The sequence below is a fragment of the Coleofasciculus sp. E1-EBD-02 genome (genome assembly GCF_040218245.1).
Taxonomy (GTDB): Bacteria; Cyanobacteriota; Cyanobacteriia; order Cyanobacteriales; family Coleofasciculaceae; genus Coleofasciculus.
Genome location: NZ_JAVJQN010000070.1, coordinates 47,619 through 60,982 on the forward strand (window position 1 = coordinate 47,619; position 13,364 = coordinate 60,982).

The 13,364-nt window shown below is 45.8% G+C and carries 9 protein-coding genes; 3 read left to right on the top strand and 6 right to left on the bottom strand.

The window, feature by feature from the left end; genetic code table 11:
- Positions 1–47 precede the first annotated feature (47 nt).
- Positions 48–5,825, top strand: coding sequence for a CHAT domain-containing protein (locus RIC07_RS12225; protein WP_446394772.1), 5,778 nt, complete (start codon positions 48–50; stop codon positions 5,823–5,825).
- Positions 5,826–6,160: 335 nt separating this feature from the next.
- Here the strand turns inward: RIC07_RS12225 and RIC07_RS12230 are convergent, their stop codons facing one another.
- The 5 genes from RIC07_RS12230 to tnpA form a co-directional block, all read right to left on the bottom strand.
- On the bottom strand, positions 6,161–6,460 hold the full coding sequence (locus RIC07_RS12230) for a DUF2103 domain-containing protein (RefSeq protein WP_446384631.1): 300 nt from the start codon (positions 6,458–6,460) through the stop codon (positions 6,161–6,163).
- Between the two features lie 92 nt (positions 6,461–6,552).
- Positions 6,553–6,879: an ATP-dependent Clp protease adapter ClpS gene (gene clpS / locus RIC07_RS12235; protein WP_446394773.1), complete on the bottom strand. Its 327-nt coding sequence runs from the start codon at positions 6,877–6,879 to the stop codon at positions 6,553–6,555.
- Positions 6,880–6,946: 67 nt separating this feature from the next.
- On the bottom strand, positions 6,947–7,813 hold the full coding sequence (locus RIC07_RS12240; RefSeq protein ID WP_446394774.1) for a cytochrome c biogenesis CcdA family protein: 867 nt from the start codon (positions 7,811–7,813) through the stop codon (positions 6,947–6,949).
- Positions 7,814–8,036: 223 nt separating this feature from the next.
- Positions 8,037–8,684, bottom strand: a complete 648-nt coding sequence (locus RIC07_RS12245) for a hypothetical protein (protein ID WP_446394775.1) — start codon at positions 8,682–8,684, stop codon at positions 8,037–8,039.
- Between the two features lie 218 nt (positions 8,685–8,902).
- The gene (tnpA, locus tag RIC07_RS12250; RefSeq protein WP_446394776.1) at positions 8,903–9,319 is read right to left on the bottom strand and encodes an IS200/IS605 family transposase; all 417 of its coding nucleotides are present in this window, start codon (positions 9,317–9,319) and stop codon (positions 8,903–8,905) included.
- Between the two features lie 105 nt (positions 9,320–9,424).
- On the opposite strand from tnpA, the gene RIC07_RS12255 reads away from it, so the two are divergent.
- A complete protein-coding gene (locus RIC07_RS12255; RefSeq protein ID WP_446394777.1) occupies positions 9,425–10,948 on the top strand; it encodes an RNA-guided endonuclease TnpB family protein in 1,524 nt (507 codons plus the stop codon).
- A 192-nt stretch (positions 10,949–11,140) separates the two neighbouring features.
- On the opposite strand, the gene RIC07_RS12260 is transcribed toward RIC07_RS12255, so the two are convergent.
- A complete protein-coding gene (locus RIC07_RS12260) occupies positions 11,141–12,835 on the bottom strand; it encodes a tetratricopeptide repeat protein (RefSeq protein WP_446394778.1) in 1,695 nt (564 codons plus the stop codon).
- Between RIC07_RS12260 and RIC07_RS12265 the strand changes: the two genes are divergently transcribed.
- Positions 12,829–13,104: a hypothetical protein gene (locus RIC07_RS12265; protein ID WP_446394779.1), complete on the top strand. Its 276-nt coding sequence runs from the start codon at positions 12,829–12,831 to the stop codon at positions 13,102–13,104. The two genes, RIC07_RS12260 and RIC07_RS12265, sit on opposite strands and share 7 nt — an antisense overlap.
- The last annotated feature ends 260 nt before the right edge of the window (positions 13,105–13,364 follow it).

A 13,364-nucleotide genomic window follows, 5' to 3' on the forward strand; every position in this document is an offset into this window, starting at 1 on the left:
GCACAAGCGAAAAAATTGAGCTAGATCCTTCCTTAACTCTTACTCCCATGAAATCTGCTCAATGGTGCTTTAACTGGTTGTTTCTGCTTGCGGGTTTAATGTTGGTGGCGAAGACAGCGCCGACTACGAACGCTGAACCAATTACCGCCGCCCCTGATGGTACGGGGACAATTGTCACACCGAATGGTAATCAGTTTGATATTTCGGGAGGGAGTTTGGATGCAGATGAGGTGAATCTCTTCCACAGTTTTCAGGAATTTGGCTTAGATGCAGGACAAATTGCTAATTTTTTGGCGAATCCGAATCTGAGGAATATTTTGGGGCGAGTGGTTGGAGAGAATCCCTCGCTGATTAATGGGTTGATTCAGGTGACGGGGGGAACACCGAATTTATATTTGATGAATCCAGCCGGGATTGTGTTTGGGGAAAATGCTCAATTAAATGTTCCCGCCGATTTTATCGCCACAACCGCGACAGGTATTGGGTTTGGCGATAATCTTTGGTTCAATGCATTGGGGGATAATAATTATTTGCAATTGGTAGGAAATCCCAATCAATTTGCCTTTGATTTATCCCAATCGGGGACAATTGTCAATGCTGGAAATTTAGCCGTTTCTCCAGGACAGAATTTAACTCTATTAGGGGGAACCGTGATTAACACCGGGGAACTAACTGCACCAGGGGGACAGATTACGATTGCGGCGGTTGAAGGGTCAAATCGGGTCAGGATTTCTCAATCGGGACAGTTACTATCATTAGAGATTACTGCGCCTCGGAATCAAGACGGGGTATTATTGCCAATCACGCCGTTAGATGTAGCCGAGTTATTAACGGGTTCAGCAGAAAAAGTCGAGACAGGGGTTGATGTTACCGCATCGGGAGAAGTGCAACTGGCTGATTCTCCGATAACGCTGCCAAACGAAACAGGAGTCGCGATTATATCTGGCACAATCGATGTTTCCACGATTGACGAAACCGTTGGCGAAACCGTTGACGACACCGTAGGGGCGCACCGACGTGCGCCCTCCTCCTCCTCACCCTCAATTGGCAATGAAATCAATATTATTGGTAAAAAGGTTGGCTTACTTTCCGCCAATCTTGACGCATCTGGTATCAATGGTGGCGGTACAGTAAGAATTGGGGGAGATTATCAAGGGGAAGGTACAATTCCCAATGCTGATATCACGTTTGTTAGCGAAGATTCAACCATTAATGCAGATGCTTTAACCGATGGGAATGGGGGACGGATTATTGTTTGGGCAGATGAATCCAGCCGATTTTATGGAACACTTACAGCACGAGGCGGTAGCGAAAGTGGTAATGGTGGTTTTGCTGAAATATCGGGCAAAAACTATCTTGATTATGCTGGCACAGTTAACTTGTCAGCGATGCAAGGTGAATTTGGAATATTACTCTTAGATCCAGAAAATATAACAGTTATGGCAGGTGGAAATAATCCCAATCAACTAGCTGCAAATGATGCATTTAATGATCCTGGAGAAGATAACCAGATTAACAATGGCACGATTAATGCTGCCGTGGCAAATGTAATTCTGCAAGCGACTGACACTATTACTTTTAATGCACCGATTAATATTAGTGAAAGCGGGGTCGGGCTTACTGCCCAAGCTAATAACGAGATTGCCGTTAATCAGAACATCAGAACGAATGGGGGTAATGTTACCCTTAATGCTGATTTCGATAACATCAATGGTGGTCTTCTCGCCATCACCAATGCCACGATTGATACGGGAGGTGGAAATTTTATCGGCAGTGGCAAGGGTAATGCTGCCTCTACTGCTGGCGTTACTATTAATAATAACAGTACCATTACCACTGGAGACGGCAGTATTGATATTACAGGTACGGGAGGTGACGGTGGTGACAACAATTTCGGTATTGTTGTGAACGATAGTAGTGTAATAGAAACAACTGGAACAGGGACGATTACTCTAACAGGTACAGGTGGAAATGGGATAGATAATAATGACGGAATTAGTATTAGTAATTTAAACTCCCGTATTTCTTCAGTGAATGGAACGATTAGCTTAACAGGTAATGGTGGTGCGGGAACGGGAGAATTCAACGATGGTATTTCTATTGTCGAGGGTAGTGCAGTGACATCCACCGAAAATGGAAATATCACCTTGATAGGTACAGGGGGAAGCGGAACGAATGGTAATGATGGCATAAAAATGCAAGATGCGGGTTCGATTGTTTCTTCAGTGAATGGAACGATTAGTTTGACCGGTAATGGCGGCGGTACGGGAACGGGAGAATTCAACGATGGTATTTCTATTGTCGAAGGTAGTACAGTGACATCCTCCGGAAATGGAAATATCACCTTGATAGGTACAGGGGGAAGCGGAACGAATGGTAATGATGGCATAAAAATGCAAGATGAGGGTTCGGGTGTCTTTTCAGTGAATGGAACGATTAACTTGACAGGTAATGGTGGTGAGGGAACGGGAGAATTCAATGATGGTATTTCTATTGTTGATGGTAGTGTGGTGACATCCTCCGAGAATGGAAATATCACCTTGATAGGTACAGGCGGAAGCGGAACGAATGGTAATGATGGCATAAAAATGCAAGATGTGAATTCGATTGTTTCTTCAGTTAATGGAACGATTAGTTTGATCGGTAATGGCGGCGGTACGGGAACGGGAGAATTCAATGATGGTATTTCTATTGTCGATGGTAGTGTGGTGACATCCTCCGCAACCGGAAATATAACCCTGACAGGTACAGGTGGAACCGGAACGGATAATAATGATGGGATAAGAATGGGAGATGCAGGTTCGACTGTTTCTTCAGTTAATGGAACGATTAACTTGACAGGTAATGGCGGTGCGGGAACGGGAGAATTTAACGATGGTATTTCTATTGTTGATGGTAGTGTGGTGACATCCTCCGGAACCGGAAATATAACCCTGACAGGTATAGGTGGAAATGGGACAAATAATAATAGTGGAATAAGACTAGGAGATGCGGGTTCGAGTGTCTCTTCTGTCGATGGAGATATCAGTATAACAGGTACAGGCGGTAATGGTACTGGAGACGAAAATCATGGTGTTTCGATTCGAGAGAGTGCTTTAGTACAATCAACGGGGACAGGTGCGATTGAAATTACAGGTACAACTAACGCAACCAGTAATGGAGTATTCGGTAACGATGGTATTTCTATTGTTTCTGGCGGCGGCGTAGAATCCACCGGAACTGGAAACATTACTCTCGTGGGAACAGGTGGACAAGGAATGATGAGTAATGAGGGTATTGTCGTTATTGAAGAAAACTCCAGAGTTACTTCAATCAATGGCGATATTTTTCTCCAGGGAACCAGTCAGGGAACCGGAACAAATCATTATGGAATTTGGGTTGGTGGGTTTAGTGTTTTAGGGTTTGGTGGCGGTGTTGTCCAAACAACGGGAACAGGTAATATTAGCTTAGAAGGAATTGTTAATGGTTCAGACAACACCAGCCAGGGAATTTTAGTTGGAGATGATGGTGGAATTGCCGCTATCGGATTGGGTAATATCAGTCTCACCGCTAATGAAATCAGATTGGGGACAATTCAAGGAAATAATCTACTTCAAGTACAACCCCTTGACCCCAATTTAGGCATGACGATTGGCAACACGATTAATGATACTCGCTTGAATCTCGATACCAATGAACTCAATAGTATCCAAAACGGGTTTGCTCAAATTGTTATCGGACGCGACAATAACACGGGTACAATAACCTTGGTGGGTGATGCGACATTTAATGACCCCGTTACCTTACAAGCCAACTCGATTAACCACACAGGCGGGACGTTATTCGGAAACGACAACGCCACACTGACATTACTCGCCAACCAAGATATCCGCACAGGCGATATTTTCAACCCCAGTCGCGAGATTCGTTTAACCAGCGATAACGGAACCGTTACTACAGGAAACCTGAATAGTTCAGGAAACAGCGGCGGTGATATTATAATTCAAGCAGAACAGGCGATTACAACAGGCGAAATTAATACAAGTGGGAGTATTGGCGATGGTGGTAATGTTATTTTAGACCCCAGGGGCGATATTCAAGTCAGTTCTATTAATGCACAAGGCGGGAGTAGTGGAAACGGCGGTGAGGTTGATATTACCACACAACAATTTTTCCGCGCTACGAACGATTTTAGTGACCAAAATGGGATTATTACCAGTATCTCTACAGCAGGCGGAATCGAAGGTGGCGATATTACAATTCGTCACGGCGGCGGTTTACGGGGAACTCCTTTTGATGTGGGAGATGGCACAACCAATGGGACAAGTGCAGCAATTAGCAGTGGTGAGTTTACTATCTTCCCATTTGAATCATTTCCAGGGAGTTTTACGTTGGGGAATATTCAGATTATTACCCCGACGATTACGGGAACTTGTCCACCCTATTGTTCCCAGACTGATGAAACTGAGGATATCACAAAAGAGAGTGAGATAATCGCGAGTTCCCCAGTTTTCAATCCAATAGCTGAAGCTGAAGCGGCGTTTACGAGTCAATATGAGGAGTATTTGGGGTTAGGGGATACGCCAATTATTACCTTGGCACAAGCCCAAGCGACGTTACAACGAATTGAACGGGTGGCTGGGGTGAAACCTGCGCTGGTTTATGCGATGTTTGTGCCAACTAATGCATCAGTTAAGGGTGGGGATGTGAAGGGTTTAGGGAAACGCAGAGGAACGCAGAGGTTGGCGCAGAGGTTCGCAGAGGAGGATGGTGGTTTTGTGGCGATGTCTGAGGAGGATTTGTTGTCTCTGGAGGGGGAGGAGTTGGTGTTGATTTTGGTGACGGCTTCAGGGGAACCGATGCGATTTGCTGTACCGGGGGCGACGCGGGAGAAGGTTTTGAAGATGAGTCAACAATTGCGTCGCGCTGTGACGGATGTGCGGATTCCTCGTCCTTATCTTCCGGTGTCACAACAGCTTTATCAGTGGTTAATTGCGCCTTTGGAAGCGGAGTTGGCGAGTCGAGAGATTAATAATTTGGCGTTTGTTGTGGATGTGGGGTTGCGTTCGTTACCGATGGCGGTTTTGCATGATGGAAATGGGTTTATTTTGGAACGCTATAGTATTGGGTTGATGCCCAGTTTATCGCTGACAGATACGCGCTATGTGGATGTGAGAAATCTGGAGGTGTTGGCGATGGGGGCGTCTGAATTTACTGACCAAAATCCGTTACCGGCTGTCCCGGTTGAGTTAGCGACGATTGCTGATGAATTATGGCAGGGTGCATCCTTTCTTAATTCTACGTTTACTCCCCAAAGGCTAAAAAGTATTCGCAATCGAACGCCATTTGGTATCCTTCACTTAGCCACCCATGGTGAGTTTAAATCCGGTAAACCAGAAAACTCGTATATCCAGTTTTGGGATACTAAGCTATCCCTTGACAAAATTCGAGAATTGGGGTTAAGTAATCCACCTGTGGAACTGATGGTATTAAGCGCCTGTCGTACAGCTTTAGGGGATGAGGAGGCGGAGTTAGGATTTACTGGGTTAGCTGTACAAGCGGGAGTAAAATCAGCCTTGGGAAGTCTCTGGTATGTTAGCGATGACGCGACGTTGGGATTAATGACTACCTTTTATTCCCAGTTAAAAGAAGTCCCGATTAAAGCTGAAGCATTGCGACAGGCACAATTAGCGATGATTCGGGGTGAGGTGCGAATAGAAAAGGGTCAATTGGTGACTCCGAATCAGACTATTCCTTTACCGCCAAAGTTAGCTGATTTACCGGATAGAGAATTGACCCATCCTTATTATTGGAGTGCGTTTACATTAGTGGGAAGTCCGTGGTAAAAATTAGGATAAGGCAGAGGGCAGAAGGAAGGTTGCAAGGTTAAAGGAAATGATATTACCGATGACGGAGGGCGGGTTTTGTTGATAGGTTATCAGTGGGTATCAATATGAAACGGCTAAACCCGCCCCTACAATTGACTATTCACGATATGACGGAGGGCGGGTTTTGTTGATAGGTTATCAGTGGGTATCAATATGAAACGGCTAAACCCGCCCCTACAATTAACCTTTCACGACATGACGGAGGGCGGGTTTTGTTGAGAGGTTATCGGTAGGTATCACAATTAAACGGCTAAACCCGCCCCTACAATTGACTATTCAACAAGCCTGACTTCTTACTTTTTCTTTTTCAATGCTTGCGCGATCGCACCTTCTAATTCTCGCTTACTCAACTCAGTAACAATGAACACTTCTTGAAACGTTTTACCAGAGCGAGCTATAATTTTATATCCGCCGCGAATGGGTACAGACACTTTTAACTCTAAGCGAGGACGATGACTTCTCGCCCGTCCAATGACAGCCGGCGTAATCGTTTGAATCCCAGTATAGCTAGTGAGACGTTCTAGAACCGGAATCAACCCGGCTAAGTGAGTTGAGTGATTCCAAACCAGTCTACCGCCATTGGACTTACCCATGATATGTTTTTGTCTATCTAAATTGCATATTGATCAGTTTTGTGCAAAATCATTACCCCGTCTCCCAGACCTAGCATACTACGTCTCTACATTTATGCCTCCTCTAGGGGAGCCATCGTTAATCCAGCCCGACTTAGCTGTTGGTGATAGAGTTCAGCTTGTTCCTGAGGACCAACCCAAACAATGGCTTGACCTTCAAAGTGAACCTGATTCGTCAGTTTCCAAGCGTAATCGCTGTTCATTCCGGGAATATACTTCACCAAGCAGTCATGGACATGCTGAAAGGTGTTGAAATCATCATCGAGAACAATCACCTTATAGTTGGGATAAGGCTTGCGGGTAACTTGACGCGATTTTTCAGGAGCTTGAGTTGGTGCAGCAGATGTCGCTGAACGAGCTGCTGAAATTACCACAGTCATAGGGCTTGTAACAAAATTCTGCTAAAAAATTCAAAAACGTATTATTCTAGTTTACCGCAGTTTGGCATCAGTTACTCATATTCATCACGGAAGTCCACCAAAGAAAGCCATCAACCAGATAAAATCCGCCGATTAGCAAAAGCACAATACTGCCAAACCGAATAATTGCGTCAGAGTAGCCCAACAAAAAGCGGGTTTGTTTGACCAAACTGGTGAAGAGACTGGCGAAAAAAATGATCGCCGTGTAACCCAAGGCATAACATACCATTGCCAAGGTACTCTGAATCGGGGAACCTGTGGCTGCACCCGCCGTGAGAACGGCAAACATGACGGGGCTGGTGCAGGGAGAACTCACCAAGGCAAAGGTTACGCCAACGCCATAGGGTCCTGCGATCGCAACGTTAAAAGCCGTCTGAGGTAAGGGTAGGCGTATTATCCCCAACAGCATCAACCCCATGAGGATAATCACGGCACCGACAACAATCTGTACATAGCCCCGGAATTGAATCAGTATAGCCCCTGCCCAGGAGGAAAATAAACCAAACAGACTCAGCATGGTTACCACTCCTAGGACAAATAACCCCGCTTTGACCAAAGCATCCCGGCGAGAGGTAATTTCACGGGTGCCAATGTAACTCAGATTTACGGGTAGTAGGGATAAAATGCAGGGAGAAATACTAGCGATTAATCCTCCAGCAAAGGACAAAGCCAGTAAAATTAAGGGATTATCAGTACGTTGTAGCTCAAACCATTGTCGATAGTTATTGCCAACCTCGAAGGCAAAATTCGTCAGTGTTTCCCCCAAAGGACTTTGCCAAGATTGGCTAACCGCTAAAATCAGAATCACCGTTGCGCCAAAGACTAATCCGGGTAAGAGAAATTTAGAACGGTGGCGTTGGGCAGAGTATGCCGTTAACGGTTTAGAATCTTTCATAAGTCGGTGGACACAAGGAAAGTTAAAGATTGTCAATGCGGGTTTAGGGACAATTGTAGGGGCGGGTTTAGGGAATCAATTGTAGGGGCGGGTTTAGGGAATCAATTGTAGGGGCGGGTTTAGGGAATCAATTCAGCTAGTCACCGATAACTGAACAACAAAACCCGCCCTCCCCACCGATAACTGAACAACAAAACCCGCCCTTATTTAGACACAGCCACCGTTATTTAAAGTCACGGGAACCTGAATATCCTGACAAATTAGCCAGTTGTTCTAGCTGCATCCCTCCCTCATGAAGTTGACCATTAATTTCCCACGTCGGAAAGGCTCGAATTTTGGCTTGACGACAAAGTTCAGGTTGAGCATTTTTGCCACGGGGATCGCACTCAATCGTTGCAACGTAAGAATAAGCTTCGGGTCCAAACTGTTTTTCTTGCCAGCGACAAACAGAACACCAGTAGGCTTCATACATTTTGGCATCACTTTGTTGCAGATGTTGGGCTAGAGCGACGTTTGCCGAAATAGCTGGAGATTGGCTGGGTTGAGGGGATTGAGCCTGAGGTTGAGAGGATGGAGTCGTTGCAGGCGGCTGAGGGGATTGAGTTTCAGGTTGAGAGGAGGAAGTGGTTACGGATGGCTGGGATGCAACGATAATTTTGGGAGATGGTTTAGGTTGAGAACTTTTGACCGATTGTTCTTTGGCGTAAGCTAAGTTACGCTGATACTGGTCTATTTTTTGGCTTGCCAGTTGCTTTTTCGGATGAGATGATGGCGTTTTTTCCAAAAGTGCGATCGCTTCTTGCCAGCGATTAACGACTAGATTCCAGTCATCCGGGGATACAGCCGATTGTGTAATTGTCGCTGCACTCATCGCGGTATCCAGGGCTTGGGAGAAGGGATCAGGTTCCGGCGAAGTGGCTGGGGATGAAACAGATGTAGGAGACGCGGGAATCGGTGTTGCTGGTGTGTTCGGTTGTGCTGTGAGTGGAGGCGATTCAACTTTAGAACACCATCTAACAAGCGGGAGCGTGGTAGCTCCCGTTTTCCAAACGGGGGCGGAAACGCGACACGGCTTTCTTTATTTGCCGTTTAATTTTTAGAATGATGAGGGTCGTTGATGTACGCCAAAATCACTGCTGTCGAAACTTTACCTGTGGTGTCATGAAAGTATCCTCTTGTCCACATAGAGGGCATTCTTTTTAAATGAGGATACCTTCCTCTGAGTTCATGAGACGAACGTCCTTTAAAGGCTTTGACTACTTGTGCTATTGAGTGGCCAGTATCGTATTCTACAAGTAAATGAACATGGTCAGGTGCTATCTCTAGTGCTTTAATGAACCAACCTTTTTCTATAGCAACATCATTGAGTATTTTACCAAGGTCGTTTTTAACGTCTCCTATTAGTACAGCGCGTCTACGCTTAGGTATCCAACAAAGATGCACGGTTGCACAACCTACGCTGTGAGGATATCTGCGATATTGCCTATCGGCTAAATTAACGGTCATGTTGGTTGCTGATGGTTATTGACATTCTTTTAAATTTAGGTTATCTTGATGAAGAAGTCGATGTCAATCAATCTGATTAACTAACATTTTGACAGGGTTTTCGCTATGGGTAAAAGCACTACCCCTTCATTCATTACAACCATTCCTCTTGTTGTAAACAGTCAATCAGAGTCAGAGTTGCTTTCTCGGTTCCAAGCGGGTCGGCAACTCTATAATGCTTGTTTGGACGAGGCAATGGTTCGGATGCGGTTAGTGCAGAAATCCTCCCATTACCAATCAGCCAAAAAGCTGCCAAAAGGGAAAGCCAGAACAAAGGCATTTAGTGAAGCAAGGAAGCAATATCGGTATTCCGAATACGACATCCAAGCTTATGCAACAGTAGTCGCCAATGCCTCTAAGTGGATTGCACAAAAAGTCGATTCCAATACTCAGCAAAAGTTAGCGACTCGTGCCTTCCAAGCTTCCGAAAAGGTAATGTTTGGTCATGCTAAGAAAGTACGATTCAAGGTTCCTTCTCGGTTCCGCAGCATGGAGGGCAAGACCAACAAGCAGGGTATCCGTTGGACTGGGGAGCACCTTCTTTGGGGAAAGCTCAAACTTAACGCCATGATTCGCCCCAATAACCCTGTAATGATGCATGGCATCAACAGCGAGATCAAATACGTCCGGATTATCTGGAAAGAGATTAACGGTAAACGTCGCTGGTATGCTCAGTTAATCAACAAAGGGGAGCCAAATCATAAAGCTGCTAATTTTGTTAATCCTGGAGTTGTTGGATTAGACCTGAATATTTCCAATGTGGCTTATGTGGCTGACAGCAATGCTGGCTTGCTACCCTTTGCCGAGAAGGTTCCGACCTTTGAGCGTGAGATTAGTAGCTTGCAGCGAAAGATGCAGCGGTCACAACGGCAGTCCAATCCTGACAACTACGAACCTGACTTCTTAGGAAGGAAGGGACGCAAGACTGTTCTGAAAAAAGGGAAGCCGAAAAAAGGTTGCTCTTCGTGGAATAAATCCAAACGTTATCAGGCTCTTGCGCGTCAAAAGCGAGAATTAGAGCGGCGCAAAGCTGAGTATTGCAAGTCTCAAAATCGTCGCCTAGTTAATGATATTCTCAGAAACGGAAACCAAATCAAGACTGAAAAGGTTTCTGTAAAGGGATGGCAAAAGAATTGGGGAAAAGCGATTGGCGCTAAGTCCCCTGGTTTTTTCCAGTCAGAACTGAAGCGCAAAGCTGAGAAAGCTGGCGGTTCGTTCTATCAGTTTTCGACTACGAAAACGGCACTCTCTCAAACTCATTTAACAGGGGAACGTATCAAAAAATCTCTGTCAGAACGAGTTCATTACGATAAGTCGGGTGTAGTAATGCATCGCGATTTGATGAGTGCGTTTTTAAGTCGTCACGTTTATGACGATGTGTTGTCATTACAGGATGCTCAATCTGAGTATCTAGGGATGGAAACCGCCCTGCTACGGGCATGGCAACAATATCAACAATCGGCAAATCGAGTAAGCGCGTCTGAAAGTCGGTGCAGTCATAGCCCCGTTGAGCCGATTCGTAGCGACTCAGAAAAGTCTAGCCAGATAGCCTCCTCCGGGACGGGCGACAAGCTAGATATAAGGTTCTGAGGAATCTCCCGGTTTTAGCGTAGCGGAACCGGGAGAGGTTTCAACCCGTCGCCAAAGCTAGTAGCGTTGCGGTTATTGTTGGGTAAAGCAGGGGTAGATGGATTCTTGAACGTTGCATGGTTAGGGTTGAGGTAAGGGATAGGAAATCACGCATTCGTAGGGGAGAAGCATTAGCACCCAGATTTTTCGATTTTACCTAACCCCGGAATTTGGTAAAGCCTCCATTCCATTAGGCGTTTGTAACTTTTGCATGACAAACTCTTGATTGACCAATGCTTGCGGATGAGATGGATTCAATTCTAATGCGGTTTGCAAGGCTTCCAATGCTTGAGGATATTGCTCTAAAAACCGCAGCGCTATGCCTTTCCCTGCCCAAAAATCAGCATTCTCTGCATCGATCGCGATCGCACGATTATAAGTGACTACAGCATCACGATATTGATTTAATGCCATGAGTGATAGCCCCCTATTATACCATGCTGCTGCCAAATCCGGATTAATGCCAATTGCTCGTTCGGCTGCGGTGATCGCCTCTTGATAGCGTTCCAGACGGAAGTCTAAACCACTCAGATTCACCCAAATCTCTGCCAGAGTCAGAATATTGCCCACATTCGCATCCCCTAACAGCGCCCGTTGATAAGCAGCACGGGCTTCATTATACTCTCCCAATGTGGTGAGAATTCGGGCATAGTTAAACCACGCCTTCGAGGAATTGGGATTAATCACAATCGCCTGTTCTGTCGCCCCTAGCGCCTCTTCAAACCGCCCCATAAACCACAGCGTCGCCCCCCGACTACTCCAGGGATCAGCATAGTCAGGATTAAGTGCTACCGCCCGATTAGCGGATGCCAAAGCCTCTTGAAATCGACCCAAACCTGTCAGCGCATCCGCCCGATGACTCCACGCATACGTCGCCCCTTCTTCTCCCCAGCGCCCGTCTCCCTCTTGAATCGCTTGATCGCAAGCGGCTAAAGCATCCTCATATTCACTCAGTTGATTCAGCGTGGCACATTGATTGGCTAAAGCTAACGAATAATCGGGACGAATTTTCAGCGCCCATTCTTGAGAGGTTAACGCTTCACCCGGTTGACCAATCATTAATAAAACTTTACCTTGTTCCGTCCAAGCGGTTGCATCCTTGGGGTCAATCGCCAGGGCTTGATCATAAGACTCTAGGGCGGCATCATACCGTCCCAACTGAGCCAGAATTTTACCACGATTCGTCCACGCGATCGCGGGAGTGCGATTTCCCCAATCCCCATTTACTTGTAATGCCCGTTCGCAGGAATTGAGGGCATCATACGTCTGATCAAATTGGGACAATAACAGACAGCGTTGCGCCCAAGCCAGGGAATAATTGGGATTACTTTGAACCGCTAAATCAAAGGAAAATAGTGCCTTTTCTGGTTCTGCTTGTCCCCAAAGAGCTAACCCTTGATGATACAACGCATAAGCCCGTGTCACCTGATTCCAAGTTTCATCAAGTTGTAACGCCGTTTCACAATCAGTTATCGCGGCTTCATAATTTGCCAATTGGATATTTGCCGCGCAGCGCTTTGCCCAAGCTTCAGAATGTCTGGGTTCTAGGCGAATGACTTGCCCATAAGAGGCGGCGGCTTCGGCATAATTATCTAATGCCCGTTGAATATCACCTCGATCAATCCAGGCTTGAGGTTCATTCGGATTCAACGCGATCGCTTGATCACAGGCTTCTAGGGCTTCTTCATAATTTCTAGCCTCTTTTTGGGAAGCACAGAGGTTAGCCCAGTAACTAAAATCTTGTAACTGTAATCCCTCTTCACCTTGAGCGTTTAAACTCTGGGGGGAGGATACAGTTACCCATAAAAAGGTACTTAGAAAAATAGAAATAATTTTGTTATTTGTCATTCGTCATTTGTCATTGGTCATTGGTCATTTGTCATTGGTCATTTGTCATTTGTCATTGGTCATTTGTCATTTGTCATTGGTCATTTGTCATTGGTCATTTGTCATTTGTCATTGGTCATTTGTCATTGGTCATTGGTCATTGGTCATTGGTCATTTGTCATTGGTCATTTGTCATTCGTCATTGGTCATTTGTCATTTGTCATTCGTCATTGGTCATTTGTCATTTAGACAGGGCGGGTTTAGTGACATTAGGGTGGACAAAAAAATGATAGTAGTGAAACCCGCCCCTACACATAAAACTCTTTTCTAGTCATTGATCATTCACCTCCCTCATCTCCCTCATCTCCCAGACGTTCCACCGGAACGTCTCTAGTCTCTACAACCCCTGCTTCCCCTGCTTCCCCTGCTTCCCCTGCTTCCCCTGCTTCCCCTGCTTCCCCTGCTCCCGCCGCTTCCCCATCACCTTATTTCCGACAATTATCACAATGTCCACATTTTAATCCCATCGCCTCCTTTTTAAACCCAAACG